The following is a 17,493-nucleotide window of genomic DNA, read 5'->3' as shown; positions in this document are numbered from 1 at the left end:
CTCAGCCCTCCCGGCTCTGGAGCGTGGAGCCGTGCTGCCAGTGCAGCGCGGCGGACATCAGGACTTTGATGAGCGCGTCGGTCGCGTAGCCGAGCAGGCCGATGCTGGCCATGGCCGCGAGCACGAGGTCGTAGCGCAGGAAATAGTAGCTGTCCCACAGCACGTAGCCGAGGCCGCTCTTCACCGCGACCATCTCCGCCGTCACCGTCAGCATCCAGGCGGCGCCGATGCCGATGCGCAGGCCGGCGAAGATGCTGGGCAGCGCCGCCGGGAACACGACGTGGCGCAGAAGCTGCTGTTCCGTGGCGCCCATCATCGAGGCGGCGCGGATCAGGTTGCGGTCGGCGGTCTTCACCCCGTGGATGGTGTTCATCAGGATCGGGAAGAAGGCGCCGAGAAAGACCAGGAAGATGGCCGGCTTGTTGGCGATGCCGAACCAGATGATCGCCAGCGGAATCCACGACACCGGCGGCACCGGGCGGAGCATCTGGATGGTCGGCTCCACCGTCCGCTCGACCCAGCGCCACCAGCCGATGGCGATGCCCAGCAACACGCCGCTGACCACCGCGATGCCATAGCCGGCGGCGACGCGCGTGGCGCTGGACAGGGCGTCGGCGACCCAGCGGCCGGTGTTGCCCTGCGAGGTCTCGTCGAAGCCGAAGATCCAGTCGCCCCAGGTGTGCAGCACCACCGACGGGGCCGGCAGCAGGGCCGCCGGCAGGAAGCCGGACCGGGAGAACACCTCCCAGGCGGCAAGGATGAAGAGAGGAACGACGGCGCGCTCCCAGGATTTCGACAATGCCGTCATGGCCCGGTTTTCCTATCCCGTCGTGTTCGTAAGTTTCCCACTAGCCCTCTCCCCTCTGGGGAGAGGGAACTGGGCGGCGGCGTGGCAAAGTGCTCTTAGAAGCCCAGCTCGCTCTTCGGCTTCTTGGTCACGGCTTCGAGGAAGGTGTAATCCAGGTTCTTCTCCGCGGCCGCGGTGACGTCGTTGGAGATGTACTTCAGCTCGCGCATCATCGTGGCGATGGCCAGCGTGCTGTCCTTGTGGATGGCGTAATCCGGAGAGGCGTTCTTAAGCGCCTCGGCGGCGACGGCCTTGTCCATGCCGGTGTATTTGTTGATGACGTCCACCCACACGGTCTGGTCGGACTTCAGCTTGTCGACCAGGGCGACGACCGAGCCGACGGTGGCTTCGACCGCCTTCGGGTGGTCCTTGATGACGTCGGAGCGGGTGACGATCAGGTTGGTCAGGTTGCCGGCGGCCTGATCATAGGGCATGGCGAAATGCGTGCCGACGCCGGTCTGGCGGATCTGCGAGGCGAAGGGCTCCACCGTGCAGATCACGTCCACCTCGCCGCGCTGGAGGGCGGCGGCGTGGTCCGACGGGTTCGGGATGTTGATGAACTGCACGTCCTTGTTGACGTTGATGCCGTGCTTCTGGAGGGCGCCGCGCATGTGGATGTCCTGCGCGTTGCCGCGTGACGCCGCGACGCGCAGCGGCTCGCCCTTCTCCTTGCGTTCGGCGATCAGCTTTTTCAGACCGTCCCAATCGTCGGCCTTCAGGGTGATGCCCTTGCCGACGACGATCTCCGACCCGCCGTTCACCTGGCCGGACACGGCCACCACGTCGAAGCCCTTATCGAGCGCCGTGATGTAGTGCAGGTAGGTGACCTGGGCCATGTCGATGCTCTTCGACACCAGCGCGGTCAGCACGTCGTTGCCGGAGTTGAAGTTGATCGCCTCGATCTCCACGCCCTTGGCGAGTTCCGGGGTCAGCGCCATCGGCAGGCAATGGGCGCATTTGGCGAAGCCCAGCTTCAGCTTCTCAGCGTCGGCGGCCTGAACGGTCGCGGCTGCGGAGAGGGCGAGGAAGGCGGCGGTGACGGTCGTCAGGGTGAGGGACCGGAACGTCATGAAAGGAGTGCTCCCGATGCGGTTGCGTCCCTCTTCCTTTCGCAAGGCCCGTGCCAAATTGTATACAATATTACAATCGTCAATTTATTGGCTGTTTTCAGCCGTTTAGAGCATAATGCCGGAGGCTGGCCGCACGACAGCGCGATTGCCTGAATTTTGGGCAGGACGCATCATTTCGGCATGCATGCCCAAGTATGCAGCACTTTCGGGGGTGGTGGGTCAGGATGGACAGGATCAAGACCATGAAGGCACCGGCCCGGCCGATCCGCCGCGCGACGCTGCACCATTCCGCGGTGGAGGAACTGCGGGCGATGATCCTGGACGGAGAGCTGCCGCCGGGCGTCCGCGTGCCGGAGGTGCAACTGTGCGAGCAGTTGGGAATCTCCCGCACGCCGCTGCGCGAGGCCTTGCGGGTCCTGTCGTCGGAAGGGCTGGTGGAGCTTCGCCCGCACCGCGGCGCCATCGTCGCCCCGGTGGACCCCGGCGAGATCGGGGCGATCTTCGAGGTGATGGACGCGCTGGAACGGCTGGCCGGGACGCTCGCCTGCCGCAACGGCTCCGACGCGGAGTTCGCGAAGCTCGACCGGATGCACGACCAGCTGGTCACCCAGCACGAGGCGGGGGAACGTGCGGCCTACTTCCTGACCAACCGCCAGATCCACACCCAGATCGTCGCCATGGCCCGCAACCCGGCGCTGGAGGCGACCTACGCCGGCTTCGCCGCCAAGATCCTGCGCGCCCGCTCGCTCGCCAACTACGACACGGGCCGCTGGCAGGAGTCGGTGGACGAGCATGAGGGATTCATGAAGGCGTTCCGCCGCCGCGACGCCGAGGAGGCCGGCGCCCTGCTGGCCGACCACAGCCGCCGCACCGCTGTGGCGGTCATCCAGGCGCTGCGCCCTGCGGCGGCTCAGGGGGAAAAGACGGCGGCCGGAGCCGAACCGATGGACGCGGGATGATTCGTTCGATTAAGGCTTGAATTATGCTGCGGTGCGGAATATATTAGTTTCACTGACGCCTTTTTGGGCGTTTCCTCCCTAGACTCGGGCCGCCGGAGCAATCCTGGCGGCCTTTTTCTTTGCAAACGCACGCCATGGCATTGTGCATCGCAGCAAGAAAAACCTGCAATGTCCGGTGGGCAGCAAAGCCCTGAAAGTGAAACACGCTGCCGCCGTCAAAGCCCTGCGGGGGCGCAAGGGCTTGAGGCATGCAGCGTGTTGCATTGTGTGCGCGCCTTTGTTTTTGTGCGGCGCGCCCCTGCTTTCACGGACTACCGAGTCCTCCCTAGACTCCGGCCTGACGCTGTTCGCAGCGCTACGAAAGATAGACCATACGTACCCGCATGATGTCAATGGGCACGGCGTCCGGAGGAGTATGTTTTTTGGCCTATGACCTTGCGCTGGAGCCCGAAAGTTCCAAGCGAATCGGAACATGACCGCCTGCCATCGTAGGGCTGGGCCGATCACCGCGCGTACCATCGCCGTCTTGGTTCACGTCATGCCCGCGGGGCATCGGAACCGACAACGCGGAGGAAGCACCATGGCCGACGAACGGAACCCGAACCAGATGGGCAGCCAGGACGAGCGGAAGCAGGGGCAGCAGACCCAGGACAATCCGAAGAACCGGCAGCAGGGCCAGGACCAGGCGAACCGGCAGCAGCAGGACATGGACCGCGACCGGGACGAGAAGGGCGGGCAGCAGCGCTGACCGCGCATCGCGGCGAGGCGGGACATGATGTCCCGTCTCCCGGGATGGGTTTGCGGCGTGCTGGTTTTTTCGGCATACACTGGGGCGGCCGGCCGGCCGCCCCTTTTTGCGTGGGCGGTCCGGCTTCCGCTGGGAGGAGAGAGGACGGACCATGACCTACTGCGTCGCCCTGTATCTGAAGGACGGCTTGGTGATGCTGTCGGACACGCGCACCAACGCGGGGGTGGACCACATCTCCATCTTCAGCAAGATGCATGTCTTCGAGGAGCCGGGCGACCGCATGATCGCCCTGATGACCGCCGGCAACCTGTCGCTGACCCAGTCGGTGATCGCGCTGATCCAGGAAGGGGTGGAACTGGACGGCGAGATCCGGACCATCAGCAGCGTGAACGGCATGTTCCAGGCGGCCCAACTCGTCGGCGCCGCCGTCCGTCAGGTGTGGAAGCGGGACGGCCACGCGCTGAAGGAGCAGCGGGTCGATTTCGACCTGTCCATCCTCCTGGGCGGCCAGATCCGCGGGGACCGGGTGCGGCTGTTCCACGTCTACGCCGCCGGCAATTTCATCGAGGCGACCACCGACAACGCCTTCTTCCAGATCGGGGAGCACAAGTACGGCAAGCCGATCCTTGACCGGGCGTTGAATTTCGAAACCCCGCTTGAGGATGGAATGAAGCTGGTGCTGATTTCCATGGACAGCACGCTGCGCTCCAACCTGACGGTCGGGCTGCCGCTCGACCTGATCGCCTACCGCCGCGATTCCCTGAAGCTGGAGACGAAACGGCGGATCGGCGAGGACGATCCCTGCTTCAAGGAGATCAGCGACGGTTGGTCCCAGGCGCTCCGCGAGGCGTTCCGCTCACTGCCGCCGCCGCGCTGGGGCGACTGAGCGAAGCGGGCTCGACATCGGGTCTGCGATGCACGGGCGACTGCCCACCTGTCGGGCAGCATGGCCAAGGCCAAGGCACAGCTGAAATTTTAGGCATATTCAGCGGGCAGTCTGCCCAGCTTCGCGCCGCGCCTGAACGAGGCCCTTGGGGCGAACACCAGAGTATGCAGGGGTTCAGGGCCGGATCGTCCTTGAACCCATGGGAGTGGCACGCGGGTTGCTCTCCCTCTGTCCTGCGACGCGCCACCGGGGGTCCCCGCCGGTGCGCCCTACCAGGATACGCCCCATGGCCGCACTCCAGTCCGCCCGTTCGTTCCATCGCCCGGCCCCGCAGCCCGCCGCGGAGGCTCCCGCGGGAGTCGCGGTGACGCTGGACGGCATCACCCACCGCTTCGGCGCGTCCACCGCCGTGGACAACGTGACGCTGGAGATCAAGGCGGGCGAGCTGGTGGCCCTGCTGGGACCCTCCGGCTGCGGCAAGACCACGCTGCTGCGCATCCTCGCCGGCTTCCAGGCGCAGACGCTGGGCCGCGTCGTCATCGGCGACCGGGTGGTCGACAGCCTCCCGCCGGCCGGGCGCGGCGTCGGCATCGTGTTCCAGAACTACGCCCTGTTCCCGCACATGACCGTGGCGCAGAACGTCGCCTACGGGCTGGAGGCGCGGGGTGCGGCCCGCGAGGCGGTCCGCGCGCGGGTGGAGGCCATGCTGGGGCTGGTGAAGCTGGACGCCATGCGCGACCGCTTCCCCAAGCAGCTGTCCGGCGGGCAGCAGCAGCGCGTGGCGCTGGCCCGCGCCCTGGCGATCCAGCCGAGCATATTGCTGCTCGACGAGCCCTTCGCCGCGCTCGACAAGAATCTGCGGCTGGACATGCAGATCGAGATCAAGCAGCTCCAGCGCCGCTTCGGCATCACCACCATCATGGTCACGCACGACCAGGAGGAGGCGCTGAGCATGGCCGACCGCATCGCCGTGCTGAGCCGGGGCAAGCTGGAGCAGTTCGGCACGCCGGAAGACGTCTACGACCGCCCCGGAACCCTGTTCGTCAACGGCTTCGTCGGCAGCGCCAACCAGTTGCGGGGCCGCGTCGTCCGCGCCTCCGGCAGCGTCGCCGAGGTGGCGCTGGAGGCCGGCACCGTTCTGACCGCCGTCACCCCCGACGCCGCCCTGGCCGCCGGCGACCCCGCCATCCTCTGCGTGCGCCCGGAAAACCTGCGGCTCGCCACCGAGGCGGCGCCCCAGCAGATCGCCGGCACCGTGGAACTCGCCCTGCCGCTCGGCCCCGTGGTCGTCTACGAGGTGCGCACCGCCGACGGCGGGCAGGTGAAGGTGACCGAGCCGCGCGTCGCCGGCGCCGCTCTGCGCGCGCCCGGCACGCCGGTCCGGCTGCAACCCGTCTCCCCCCAGACCTGCCGCGCCTTCGCCGTTCCGGCGGGCGCCTGACCCCCTCCCCCTTCTCTCCTCCTCCCCCTGGAGTGCCTGCCGATGACCCTCGACCGCCGCCAGATCCTCGCCGCCGGCCTGACGCTCGGCGCCATGTCCCTGTTCCCCGGCATGAGCTGGGCGCAGGCGCGCAAGCTGGTGTTCGCCACCTTCACCGGAAGCTGGGAGGAAGCCCACCGCGACGTGATCGTCCCGCATTTCCGCAAGGCCACGGGCAACGCCGACATTGCGCTGGACCCGATGCTGTCGGTGGACATGATCGCCAAGGTGTCCGCCGCCAAGGCGAACCCGCCGATCGACGTGATGCTGATGGACCCCGGCCCGCGCCTGTCGGTGATCGGCCAGGATCTGGCCGCCCCCTTCCCCGTCGCGGACAGCAAGAACTACCAGGACCTGCTGCCGGTGGCCCAGCTTCCCGAAGGGCCGGGCATCTTCTTCCAGGCGGTCGGCATCACCTACAACCCGGAGAAGGTCAAGACCCCGCCGACGAGCTGGGACGACCTGTGGAAGCCGGAGTACAAGGGCCGCGTCGGCATCACCAACATGAACTCGACGCTCGGCACCGCCTTCATGGTCGAGCTGGCGAAGACCCGCGGCGGCGGCGAGAACGACATTGAGCCGGCCTTCGCCGCCCTGAAGGAGCTTCAGCCGAACCTCGGCGCCGTCGCCCCCAACCCCGGCGCGCTCGCCACCCTGTTCCAGCAGGGCCAGATCGACATTTCGCCGGGCAACTTCAACGCCATCCAGATCCTGCGCGCCCGCGGCGTGCCGGTCGAGTTCGCCAAGCCGAAGACCGGCACCATCGCCTTCCTGACCACCGCCCACATCACCAAGAACTCCCCCAACGCCAAGCTGGCGGCGGCGCTGATCGAATCCGCCATGGCGCCGGAGGTCCAGACCAAGCTGATGCAGGCGCCCTTCTACGTCATCCCGACGAATTCGAAGGTGCAGATGGACGGCGACATCGCCCGCATGATCGCCAAGGACCAGGAGGAACTGAAGGCATCCTTCGTGTTCCACGACTGGTCGGTGATCAACCAGAACCGCGCCGGCTGGATCGAGCGCTTCAACAAGGAGATCAAGGTGTAAGCGCGGGAAACGGGCCCCACCCAACCCTCTCCGGATTGGCCTTCTTAGCCCTCTCCCCTCCGGGGAGAGGGTGGCCCGCAGGGCCGGTGAGGGGGTTGCGCTTGTGCCGAACGCTCCGCCATGCGCAACCCCCTCACCCTAACCCTCTCCCCGGAGGGGAGAGGGGACTACGAATGCGATTGCCTCCACAGGACTCCCGCCCATGACCGCAGCCACCGCCATCACCGCCCCCGGCCTCGCCGGACCCGCGACCGCCGCACGGCCCCGCATCGGGCGGGAATGGACGCTGGCGCTGCCGCTGGCCACCTTCTTCGCGGTGTTCTTCGTGACGCCGCTGCTCCTGCTGGTCGCCGTCAGCCTCTACGCCGACGCGGAGATGACGCGGTTCGGTCTGGACCAGTACATCCGCTTCTTCGGCGATGCCTTCAATCTCGCCGTGCTCGGCAGCACGCTGCTGCTGGGGGTGAAGGTCACGGCGCTGACGCTGCTGTTCGGCTATCCGCTGGCCTGGCTCTACACCCGCAGCGGGCCGCGGATGCAGTCGGCGCTGATCCTGGTCATCATCCTGCCGCTGCTGACCTCCGTCGTGGTCCGAACCTTCGCCTGGATCGTCATCCTGGGGCGGGACGGCATCGTCAACAACCTGCTGCTGTCGCTGGGTCTGGCGGAGACGCCGCTGCGCCTGCTCTACACCGAGGGCGGTCTGGTCGCCGCCCTGGTGCAGGTGCAGATGCCGCTGATGGTGCTGCCGCTGATCACCACCCTGTTGCGGCTCGACCCCAACCTGCTCGATGCCTCGGCGGCGCTGGGCGCCGGGCCGTGGCGGGGCTTCCTCAAGGTGACGCTGCCGCTGAGCCTGCCGGGGATCGTCGCCGGGTGCCTGCTGACCTACGCCGCCTCGGTCACCGCCTTCATCACCCAGTCGCTGGTGGGCGGCGGGCAGATGCTGTTCATGCCGCAATACATCTATCAACAGACGATCACGCTCCACAATTGGCCCTTCGCCGCCGCCATCTCCATCGTCTTCATGGTGTCGGTGCTGGGTGTGGTGATGCTGTTCAACCTGCTGGGCCGCGCCAGCAAGGGGTACGTCCATGCCTGACATGCAGCGCCCGACCCTGGGAAGCGCCTCCTTCGGATTCGTCATGGGCACGCTTGCCGGTGCGGCGCTGCTGCTACTGGCGGCGCCGACGCTGGTGGTGCTCGTCACCTCCTTCACCGACGGCTATTCGCTGAAGTTTCCGCCGCCCGCCTACAGCCTGCGCTGGTACGCCTCGCTGATCGACGCGTGGCAGCTCCAGGACGCCGCGCTGGTCAGCCTGAAGCTGGGCGCCGTGGTCACCGCCGTGTCGGTGGTGCTGGGCACCGCCGCCGCGCTGGCCATCGGGCGCAGCCGGCGGGCGTGGGCACGCGGGCTGGACGCGCTGTTCATGTCGCCGCTGGTGCTGCCGGCGCTGGCCTTCGGCCTCGCCTCGCTGGTGTTCTTCAGCACGGCGGGGGTGGAGCTGTCCTTCCTGACGCTGGCCATCGGCCATATCGTGGTCAGCGTCCCCTACGTCCTGCGCACCACGCTGGCGAGCCTCGCCCAGCTCGACCCAGCCCTCCTGGAAAGCTCCGAGAGCCTGGGGGCCGGGCGCTTCTACACCTTCCGCCGGGTGACGCTGCCGACCATCCGCAACGGCATCGGCGCCGGCGCCTTCATCGCCTTCATGTCGAGCTTCGACAACATCCCGGTGTCGCTGTTCATGGCCGACGCCCGCAACGAGGTGCTGCCGATCCGCATGTGGCAGATCCTGGAGAACAGCCTGGACGTCCGCGCCGCGGCGGTGTCCGGCGTGCTGATCGCCGTCACCGTCCTGGCGATGGTGGTGATGGAGCGGGTCGCCGGCCTGTCGCGCCAGCTCCGCTAACTTACGCTCCCCGGAACAGGGAATAGCCCCAGGGGGTGAACTTCAGCGGCAGATGGTAGTGCTGCGCCACGTCGGTGACGGTGAAGCGGAACGGCGCCTCCTCCAGGAAGGCCGGTTCCGCCCCTCCCGCCCCTTGCGCGCGCAGCCAGGGGCCGATGTGGAACACCGCCTCGTAGACGCCCGCCGTCACGCCCGCGCCGCCGACCACCGGATGGTCGAGCGCGCCATTGGCACACAAACGGCTTTCCGCTAGCCTGTCCCGCTGTCCGTCTCGCAAAGCATAGAGTTCCACCCGCATCCCCTCGGCGGGCACCCCGCGCGCCACATCCACCGCATGCAACGAAATCCCGCCGGCCATCGGCCCGTCCCTTTCCTTTGTGGAGTCCCCATGAACGTCTGGTTGCTGCCTCTGATCGCCATGGCGGCGGTTCAGGCGTTCGTCGGGCTGTGTCTGTTCGCCATCCCGGTGATCGCGCCGCAGGCGGCGCCCGACCTGGGGGTCGATCCGGGGCTTCTCGGCCTTTATACCGCGGTCGTCTTCACCGCCGCCATCCCCGCGTCGCTGGGGGCGGGCGGGCTGATCGCGCGCTGGGGAGCGATCCGCACCTGCCAGGCCTGCCTGCTCGCCGCCGCCGGGGCCGCGTTGCTGTCGGCCAGCGCCCTTCCCATCGCCTTCCTGCTGGGGGCGCTGGCGCTGGGCTTCGCCTTCGGGCCGGAGACGCCGGCCAGCACGCAGTTGCTGTCCCGGCTGACCCCGCCGGAGAAGCGGCCGCTGGTCTTCTCGCTGCGCCAGACCGGCAACCAGTTCGGCGGCATGGCCGCGGGGTTCGCCGTGCCGCTGCTGGTCCTGTCCGTAGGCTGGCAGACCAGCCTGATGATCGTGGCGGGCGCCACCGCCATCCTGGCCCTCGTTCTGGAGCCGCTGGCCCGCCGCCACGACGGCGACGACCGCGCCGCCCCCCGCCCCGCCGGCCGCGGCACGCTGAAGCGGGCACTCGATCTGGTCGCCGGGGAACCGGCGCTGCGCCGGCTGGCCATGGCGGTCTGCGCCTTCTCCGCCATGCAGCTTTGCCTGAACGGCTTCCTGGTCAGCTTCGCGGTGACCGGCCTGGGCTGGAGCCTGCCGCTGGCCGGGACGGCACTGGCGGTGGCGCAGGGGGCCGGGCTGGTCGGGCGCGTCGGCTGGGGCCTCGTGGCGACGCGCTGGGCGCCGCCCCGCATCATCCTCGCCGGGTTGGGCGTCGCCATGAGCGTGGCCGCCGCCCTCGTCGCCATCGCCTCCCCCGGCTGGCCGGTGCCTGCCTTCCTGGCCGTCTGTGCCGCCTTCGGCCTGTCGGCGAGCGGCTGGAACGGCCTGTTCGTCTCGGAGGTCGCCCGTCTCGCCCCGCCGGGCCGGGCGGGCGAGGCGACGGGCGGCATGCTCGCCATCGCCTACGCCGGGCTGGTCGCCGGACCGGCGCTGTTCAGCCTTCTGGTCGCGGGGGGCTTCGGCTATTCCGCCGGCTATCTGGCCGCCGCCGCCGCCGCGCTGGCCGGCGCCGCCGCACTGGTCATTCCCCTGCCGCCGGCCCCCACCCCGGACCTTTCCACCGCTGCCGAGGACACCCCATGCGCACGATGAGCGCCCGCCGGATCGCCGAACAGGTCGCCGCCCGCGAGGTCAGCGCCGTCGCCCTCTATGACGACCTGCTGGAGCGGATCGCGGCGGAGAATCCCAGGCTGAACGCCATCGTCCATCTCGACCCGGAAACCGGGCGGGCGGAGGCGCGGGCCGCCGACGCGCGCGCCGCGCGGGGCGAGGCGCTGCCGTTGCTGGGCGTGCCCTTCACGGTAAAGGACAACATCTGGGTGCGCGGTCAGCCGGTCCGCCAGGGATCACGGCTGTTCGAGGACTTCGTGGCGCCGGAGGACGCGGTGGCGGTGGCCCGGCTGCGCGCCGCGGGCGCCGTCTTCGCGGGAATCACCAACTGCTCGGAATTCGCCTGCAAGGGGGTGACGACAAATCGCCTGCACGGCCCGACCCGGAACCCCTGGGATGTGGCGCTGACGCCCGGCGGTTCCTCCGGCGGGGCGGCCAGCGCCGTGGCGGCGGGCTTGGCGCCTTTGGCGCTCTGCACCGACGGCGGCGGTTCCACCCGCCGGCCCGCCGCCCATGTCGGGGTGGTCGGCATGAAGCCGTCGGCCGGAGTCGTCCCCCACCCCATCGGCTTCGCAGAGCCGGTGTTCGGCAATTCGGTGATCGGCCAGATGGCCCGCTCCGTCGCCGACGTGGCGCTGATGCTCGACGCGCTGGCCGGGCCGGACCCGCGCGACCCGCAATCGGTAACCATGGCCGGTTCCTTCGTCCGTGCCGCCGCCACCGCCGACCCGGCGGGCCTGCGCGTCGCTTACAGCCGGCGGCTGGGGCTGGACGCCCCGGTCGATCCGGAGGTCGCGGCCTGCGTGGAGCGCGCCGTTCACCGCCTCGCCGCCGCCGGGGCCATCGTGGAGGAGGCCGACCCGGTCTGGCCCGAAGGGTCTGGAGAAAGCGGCCTGATGCCCCTCCAGTTCGCCGGCCTCGCCGCGCTCTACGGGGAGCGCTACCGCGCGACGCCGGACCTGTTCGACCCCGACATCGGGCAGCAGATCGAGGCTGGCCTGCGCACCAGCGGCGCGGAGGTCGCCCGCGCCCTGCATCTGCGGGAGGAGGCGTACCGCGCGCTGGCCGCCCTCTTCGCGCGTTACGACCTTCTGGTCTGCCCGACGGTTCCCGCCACGGCATGGCCGTTCGACCGGCTCGGCCCCGCCACCATCGACGGGCGCCCGGTGACGCCGCGCGGCCACGCGGTCTTCACGCCGCTGTTCAATCACTGCTACGCGCCGGCCTGCTCCGTGCCCTGCGGGCTGACGGAGAGCGGCGGGCTTCCGGTGGGGTTGCAGATCGCCGGTCCGCGCCTGTCCGACGCGACGGTGCTGCGGCTGGCCGCCCTGGTGGAGGCCACCTGCGGTTACACGTCGCCCATGCCGCAACAGTTTTTCAAGAAAAGGAGAGTCGGCGACCGGGATAGAACGGACAGCCTGTTTCAATTACCATCGTGTTCTGGCAATCTTCACCCGAAGAGGGGTTGAGTAGGGAGATAGGGGTGAAGACCAACGAGCCGGACCAGCGGCCTGGATGGTCGGCGCGTCGGTTGTCGATTCTTTTCCTTTTGGTTGCATTACCGCTGATCGCCTTCGAAGTGTACAACATCCTGGAATTGCGCAAGTCCCGGGAAACGGAAATCCGCCTGGAGTCGATGCAGCTCTTGGATCAGGTCGAATCCGAACAGCAGCGCATCGCCGACGACATCGAACACGTTTTGGTTGCTCTTACAGAGATGGGCATAGGGCGGCTGTCCCCGGCGTCCTGCCAGGATACACTTCTTCGGATCAAGGCAAAGTTTCCCCCATATCTGGCGGTGAGCATCAGCAACCGGTCCGGAACCATCTGGTGCTCCACCGAACCTCGGGCACGTGGCCTGTCGGTCGCCGACCGCAGCTATTGGCAGGAGGCGCTGACCACCGGAGAACAGACCAACGGGGCCACCCTGACATCCCGCACCACGGGACGCCCTTCCATCCCCTTCGCTCTCGCCTACAAGGACGAAAACGGAGTTCCGGCCGGGGTGGCGACGGTGCTGCTCGACACCACATGGCTGAACCTGTTCCTTCGCGAGAAGAGCCTGCCGGACGACGCGGAGGTGGTGATCGCCGACCGTTCCGGCACCGTCCTGGCGCACCAGCCCGAAATGCCGGACACCGTCGGCCAGGCGCTTCACACTCCCTATCAGACTCTGCTGAAGCGGGGCGAGCGGCGTGTGGTCGAAGCGCCTGGGCCGGATGGCCGGATGCGGATCATCGCGGTGTCGCCGCTGGCCGCCGGCGTCCCCAACCTCTACGTCCATGTCAGCCTGGACAAGGACGAATCCATGCTGTCGGTCAACGCGGCGGCACGGCGCACGCTCGCCATCTTCGCCGGACTTCTCCTGTTCGCCGGGTTGACCGCGGGCTGGAGCCTGTGGCGCTTCCTGCGCGCCCATGAGCAGGCGCGCAGCAACGCGCTGCGCATGGCCGCGGTGCTTGGCAGCACGGTGGACGGCGTGATCGAGTTGGACCGTGACTGGCGCTTCACCTACCTGAACGACAAGGCGATCGCTCTGATCGCCCAGGGACGCGATCTGCGCGGACGGTCGCTGTGGGACGCCTTTCCGGAACTGGTCGACACGCCGCTGTGGCGAAAGGCCCATCAGGCAATGGCCGGGCAGACGCCGATCGACGACGAATTCCAAGGCGTGCGCACCGGGCGCTGGTTCTGGATGCGGGCCTTTCCCAACGCGAACGGAATGTCGGTCTATCTTCTCGACATCACCCGGCGGCGCCAAGCCGAGGACGATCTGCGCAAGAGCAAGGACCGGCTGAGCTTCGCCCTTGAATCCGCCCTGGCCGGCACCTTCGACTGGGATCTCACCTCCGGCCAGGGGCACTGGTCGGAAGAAACCCACCGCATCTTCGGCCTCGATCCCGCCGTGCACGAGGCGACCAGCGCCATGTGGCGGTCGGTGGTCCATCCCGACGATTTCGACATCGCGACGCTGAAGGCCCAGACGGAAATGCTCGCCGAGCGGCGTTCCTACGTCCGGCTGGAGTACCGAATCGTCCAGCCCGGCGGCGCCATCCGCTGGGTTTCGTCGATCGGGCGGGTCAGCTACGGCCCCGACGGCACGCCGCTGCACTTCAGCGGCCTGAATCTGGACATCACCGAACGCAAGGCCCTGGAGGAGGCGCTGCGCCGCAGCGAGGAGCGGCTGACCATCGCGCTGGCCGCGTCGGAAGCCGGCATCTGGGATTTCGACCAGCGCGACCGGACACTGGCCTGGTCGGATGGCATGTACCGGCTGTACGGCGTCACTCCGGACAACTTCACGCCCAGCGAGAACAGCTTTTTCGAACTGGTCCACCCGGCGGACCGGGACTCGGTGCGCCGGTTCACGAAGGAGGTGCTGGAAGCCCGGCGTTCCGATTACCGCGGGGAGTTCCGCATCCTTCATCCGCGCGATGGGGTGCGCTGGATCATGGCGATCGGGCGCCCCGTCTATGACAACGGGCGCCTGGTCCGGCTCAGCGGATTGAACATCGACATCACCGGACGCAAGGCGATGGAGGAGGCCCTGCGCGACGCCAAGGCAAAGGCCGACGAGGCCAACGTCTCCAAGTCGAAGTTCCTGGCCGCGGCCAGCCACGACCTGCGCCAGCCGCTGCAATCCGCCCTGCTGTTCGCCGGCGTCCTGCAACACCACGTCGATCCCAGCAAGGGGCGCGGCCCGCTGACCTCGCTGGAACGCGCGCTGGAGACGCTGAAGAACCTTCTCGACAGCCTGCTCGACGTGTCGCGCCTCGATGCCGGCGTCATCACCCCGCAGATCGACACGGTGCCCCTGCGCCCGATGCTGGATGAGATCGAGGCGGCCTATGTCCCGATCGCCTCCAGCAAGGGGCTGGAGTTCACCGTCGTCCAACCCGCACCGGATCTCGCGGTGCGCAGCGACCGGCTGCTGCTCGGCCGGATGCTCCGCAATCTGGTGGAGAACGCCATCCGCTACACAGAGGCGGGCTATGTCCGCGTGTCCTGCGAGGCGGCGAACGGCACCGTCCGCATCACCGTGCAGGACAGCGGCATCGGCATTTCGGTGGAACAGCAGACCAAGGTCTTCGAGGAATTCCATCAGGTCGGCAACCCGGAACGCGACCGCAGCCAGGGCCTCGGCCTGGGGCTGGCCATCGTGAAGCGGCTGTCCCGGCTGCTGAACCATCCGGTGTCGGTTCGCTCCGAACCGGCCCATGGATCGATCTTTTCCATCGAGGCGCCGCGCGCCGCCCCGGCCGTCCCCCTTCCCGCCCCCGAAGCCGACACCACCCCATCCGGCGACGGCCGGCTGGCCGTTCTGGTCGAGGACGACGTCATCGTCCTGATGGGACTGCGGACCATCTTCCAGGAATGGGGGTACGAGGTCGCCGTCGCGGGCTCCACGGAGCAGGCGCTGGAGCGGCTGCGCGGACTGGACCGCCGCCCGGATCTGATCATCGCCGACTACCGGCTGCGCAACGGCCGGATCGGAACGGAAGCCATCGTGCAAATCCGTGGGCTGGTCGGATCGCCGGTTCCGGCGATCATCCTGACCGGCGAGATCGGCACCGACTGCGACCGCGACGCGGCGGCGCTCGGGCTGGCCGTGGTGCGCAAGCCGGTCACCCCGCGGCAGCTGCAAAGCGCCATCCAGGATCTTCTGAACCACGATCCGTTGAGCCGGACCGGGGATTGAGCCCCCGCCCCAGCCGGAGAGCCCAGCCGGAGAGCCGAAGCGGGGTGCGGCGGACAAAAAGCGGACCAGCCTTGACGGGGCAGTGGCACTGCCCTATATTGTGCACTGCAACATAACGATAAGCCCTTTCCCGAGGGGGAGACGCCTTCTCAATCCTTTGAGGAGGTCCCTTATGAACACGCCTTCGCACTTCGCTTCCGCCCTTCCCTCCGAACGCGACATGCGGCTCATCCGCCGCAAGGCCGCGCGGATGCGCGCCGATCATCTCCGGTCCCTGCTGGGCCGGCTGACCGCGTTTCTGAAAGGGCGAACGGCTGACCTGAATCCCCACCGCCTGGAAGGCGGCCGGGCCGCCGGCTGACGGCCGACGAACCTCATTCTTCCCTGATACGTCGGCAGTGATGCCGCGCTGCGTCCCGGCAGACCCGTCTGACGGGCGCGGCTGTGGGTTTTGGCCGGCGGCGGCCGCGACAGCGGCGCTGCGCGGGCCCGTTGTTCTTTGGTTGGAGTTTTTGACATGCAGAAACGAGCGGTCGCCCTGGGCGGCTTCGGTGGGTTCAACCTGCACGGCGCGGGCGTGCTGACGGCGCTCGACCGCCTGGAGCGGATGCCCGACCTGTTCACGGTGACCTCCGGGCAGATCGTCGTGCTGGCCGCCTGGCTGCGCGGCGAGGACGTGCGCCGCCTGCTTCTCGAACACAGAGGGGCATCCGGCGGGCTGCTCCGGGCCTGGCAAACCGCCCTGTTCGGGCACAAGGGCGTGTTCCGCCCGGTGCTGGGCGAGAACGCGCGGCGCTGGCTGGATGTGCCGCTGTCGCCATCGGCGGTGCTGGAGCGGCTGATGCCGGCCCGCCAGTACGCCCCGGTGCGCGACCGTGACACCGTGGCCGAGATCGCCCGCACCCTGAACGAGGCCGAGGTCGGCGTCGTCTTCAACACCTACGATTTCCGCTCCGGCAACGGGCTGCTTCACGGCAACGCCGCCGCCCGGCGCCTGATGGCCGGGGAGGTCGGGCTGGAGGACATCACCGCGGACGCGGTGGAAAGCGCCCTCTGGCTCTATCTCTACGGTTTCGAGGAGGCCCCCGGCGGGCTCATCGACGGCGCCTATCACCGCAGCATCATCCTGTCGGAGCTGCACGGCTTCGACGAGGTAACGGTGGCCGCTCCCTTCCCCGTGTCCTGGATCGGGCCGGTGCCGCGCAACCAGCTGGAAGTGGAAAACTGGAAGATCCGCCAGTGGTTCGCCAACTCCTACAAGGCGGAGGTCGCGCGGCTGCGCCGGGTGATCGAGCTGATGGAGCGCGGCACGCTGAACGACCCGGCCTACCGCATCCGCTCACTGACCGAGCTGGCGCTGCGCCGCCATTACGGCTACTTCGACTATTTCACCGAGAAGGCCGAGGTGTTCGACGACGCGCTCGCCCAGGCTCTCGACCATTTCGGCGGCGGCCCGGTGCACGAGCAACGGCGCGCCGGCTGATCGGCAGAGGGAAGGCCCGGCGGCTCAGGCCGCGCGGGCCTCCACCAGCTTGACGTAGTCGCCCATCACAAAGCGGCTGTCCACCGCCCCCATGCCGGCCCGCGGCAGATGGGCCTCGTAGCCGGCGGTGTAGCGGGCGCCGAAGGCGAAGCTCAGCCAGGGCGACACCACGCGCATCCACAGCCGGGCCGCCGAGCGCTCCGACTGGGTGTAGTCGAGGATTCGCAGCGTCCCCTCCGGCTTCAGGATGCGCCGCATCTCGCGCAGAACCGGCACCTGAAGCTCCTCCGGCAGGACGCAGAAGACGAAGGTCGCCACCACATGGTCGAAGTGGCCGTCCGGGAAGCCGGTGGCGGCCAGATCCAGCACCTGGAATTCCACCGCCCGCCCCTGCTTGTCCGCCCGCTTGGCGGCGCGGGCCAGCATGGCCGGGCTGGCGTCCACCGCGGTCACGCGGGCGTCGGCGGGGTAGAAGGGGATGTTGCGGCCGGTGCCCGCCCCGGCGTCGAGGATGCGCCCGGACAGGCCGCGAAAGGTGCCCCGCCGCAGGCGCCGCTTCCACATCATCTCGTAACCGAGGTCCAGCGCGTCGTAGAGCGGGGCGATGCGTTCGTAGGTGCGCACATAACCGGTCTGCATGGGTCGAGACTCCCCCGAAGCGGCCCATTCACACCGTGAGCGTCGAGGGCCGGAAGCGCGTTTCGCCTGTTCTTCCTTTCATA

Annotated in this window: 17 protein-coding genes; 12 read left to right on the top strand and 5 right to left on the bottom strand. The window is 68.5% G+C overall.

Annotation, left to right across the window (positions count from 1 at the left end; genetic code table 11):
- Nucleotide 1 precedes the first annotated feature (1 nt).
- Nucleotides 2-808 carry an ABC transporter permease gene (locus JJL56_RS11640; protein WP_014241809.1) on the bottom strand — a complete coding sequence of 269 codons (807 nt, stop codon included), beginning with the start codon at nucleotides 806-808 and terminating at the stop codon, nucleotides 2-4.
- Nucleotides 809-903: 95 nt separating this feature from the next.
- The gene (locus tag JJL56_RS11635) at nucleotides 904-1,917 is read right to left on the bottom strand and encodes an ABC transporter substrate-binding protein (protein WP_200485204.1); all 1,014 of its coding nucleotides are present in this window, start codon (nucleotides 1,915-1,917) and stop codon (nucleotides 904-906) included.
- Nucleotides 1,918-2,159: 242 nt separating this feature from the next.
- Between JJL56_RS11635 and JJL56_RS11630 the strand changes: the two genes are divergently transcribed.
- The 7 genes from JJL56_RS11630 to JJL56_RS11600 all read left to right on the top strand — a co-directional run bounded on the left by JJL56_RS11630 (nucleotide 2,160) and on the right by JJL56_RS11600 (nucleotide 8,950).
- The gene (locus tag JJL56_RS11630) at nucleotides 2,160-2,876 is read left to right on the top strand and encodes a GntR family transcriptional regulator (protein ID WP_145624510.1); all 717 of its coding nucleotides are present in this window, start codon (nucleotides 2,160-2,162) and stop codon (nucleotides 2,874-2,876) included.
- A gap of 580 nt (nucleotides 2,877-3,456) precedes the next feature.
- A complete protein-coding gene (locus JJL56_RS11625) occupies nucleotides 3,457-3,624 on the top strand; it encodes a hypothetical protein (RefSeq protein ID WP_170295972.1) in 168 nt (55 codons plus the stop codon).
- A gap of 151 nt (nucleotides 3,625-3,775) precedes the next feature.
- The gene (locus JJL56_RS11620) at nucleotides 3,776-4,510 is read left to right on the top strand and encodes a proteasome-type protease (RefSeq protein WP_145624512.1); all 735 of its coding nucleotides are present in this window, start codon (nucleotides 3,776-3,778) and stop codon (nucleotides 4,508-4,510) included.
- Between the two features lie 286 nt (nucleotides 4,511-4,796).
- A complete protein-coding gene (locus tag JJL56_RS11615; protein WP_145624515.1) occupies nucleotides 4,797-5,951 on the top strand; it encodes an ABC transporter ATP-binding protein in 1,155 nt (384 codons plus the stop codon).
- Between the two features lie 42 nt (nucleotides 5,952-5,993).
- Nucleotides 5,994-7,040 carry an ABC transporter substrate-binding protein gene (locus tag JJL56_RS11610; protein ID WP_035679667.1) on the top strand — a complete coding sequence of 349 codons (1,047 nt, stop codon included), beginning with the start codon at nucleotides 5,994-5,996 and terminating at the stop codon, nucleotides 7,038-7,040.
- A gap of 202 nt (nucleotides 7,041-7,242) precedes the next feature.
- A complete protein-coding gene (locus JJL56_RS11605) occupies nucleotides 7,243-8,142 on the top strand; it encodes an ABC transporter permease (RefSeq protein ID WP_200485203.1) in 900 nt (299 codons plus the stop codon).
- Nucleotides 8,135-8,950 carry an ABC transporter permease gene (locus tag JJL56_RS11600; RefSeq protein WP_247891036.1) on the top strand — a complete coding sequence of 272 codons (816 nt, stop codon included), beginning with the start codon at nucleotides 8,135-8,137 and terminating at the stop codon, nucleotides 8,948-8,950. The genes JJL56_RS11605 and JJL56_RS11600 overlap by 8 nt, the downstream gene beginning before the upstream one ends.
- Before the next feature lies 1 nt (nucleotide 8,951).
- Here the strand turns inward: JJL56_RS11600 and JJL56_RS11595 are convergent, their stop codons facing one another.
- Nucleotides 8,952-9,308, bottom strand: coding sequence for a hydroxyisourate hydrolase (locus JJL56_RS11595; RefSeq protein ID WP_145624522.1), 357 nt, complete (start codon nucleotides 9,306-9,308; stop codon nucleotides 8,952-8,954).
- Nucleotides 9,309-9,338: 30 nt separating this feature from the next.
- Between JJL56_RS11595 and JJL56_RS11590 the strand changes: the two genes are divergently transcribed.
- Together JJL56_RS11590 and JJL56_RS11585 are read left to right on the top strand one after the other, a co-directional pair.
- Nucleotides 9,339-10,571, top strand: a complete 1,233-nt coding sequence (locus tag JJL56_RS11590) for an MFS transporter (RefSeq protein WP_145624525.1) — start codon at nucleotides 9,339-9,341, stop codon at nucleotides 10,569-10,571.
- A complete protein-coding gene (locus JJL56_RS11585) occupies nucleotides 10,559-12,058 on the top strand; it encodes an amidase (RefSeq protein WP_247891035.1) in 1,500 nt (499 codons plus the stop codon). Before JJL56_RS11590 ends, JJL56_RS11585 begins: the two co-directional genes overlap by 13 nt.
- Nucleotides 12,059-12,147: 89 nt before the next feature.
- Here the strand turns inward: JJL56_RS11585 and JJL56_RS11580 are convergent, their stop codons facing one another.
- On the bottom strand, nucleotides 12,148-12,285 hold the full coding sequence (locus JJL56_RS11580; RefSeq protein WP_200485202.1) for a hypothetical protein: 138 nt from the start codon (nucleotides 12,283-12,285) through the stop codon (nucleotides 12,148-12,150).
- A 102-nt stretch (nucleotides 12,286-12,387) separates the two neighbouring features.
- On the opposite strand from JJL56_RS11580, the gene JJL56_RS11575 reads away from it, so the two are divergent.
- From JJL56_RS11575 to JJL56_RS11565, 3 genes are all read left to right on the top strand, one after another.
- A complete protein-coding gene (locus JJL56_RS11575; protein ID WP_200485201.1) occupies nucleotides 12,388-15,288 on the top strand; it encodes a PAS domain-containing protein in 2,901 nt (966 codons plus the stop codon).
- Nucleotides 15,289-15,460: 172 nt separating this feature from the next.
- Nucleotides 15,461-15,649: a hypothetical protein gene (locus tag JJL56_RS11570; RefSeq protein WP_145624532.1), complete on the top strand. Its 189-nt coding sequence runs from the start codon at nucleotides 15,461-15,463 to the stop codon at nucleotides 15,647-15,649.
- A 156-nt stretch (nucleotides 15,650-15,805) separates the two neighbouring features.
- Nucleotides 15,806-16,771 (top strand): hypothetical protein, encoded by a 966-nt coding sequence (locus JJL56_RS11565; protein WP_145624534.1) that lies wholly within the window; start codon nucleotides 15,806-15,808, stop codon nucleotides 16,769-16,771.
- Between the two features lie 24 nt (nucleotides 16,772-16,795).
- Here the strand turns inward: JJL56_RS11565 and JJL56_RS11560 are convergent, their stop codons facing one another.
- The gene (locus JJL56_RS11560; protein WP_200485200.1) at nucleotides 16,796-17,410 is read right to left on the bottom strand and encodes a class I SAM-dependent methyltransferase; all 615 of its coding nucleotides are present in this window, start codon (nucleotides 17,408-17,410) and stop codon (nucleotides 16,796-16,798) included.
- Between the last annotated feature and the right edge of the window lie 83 nt (nucleotides 17,411-17,493).

Source organism: Azospirillum aestuarii (assembly GCF_016632405.1).
Lineage (GTDB): Bacteria > Pseudomonadota > Alphaproteobacteria > Azospirillales > Azospirillaceae > Azospirillum > Azospirillum aestuarii.
This window is presented reverse-complemented; position numbering and strand designations above follow the sequence as displayed.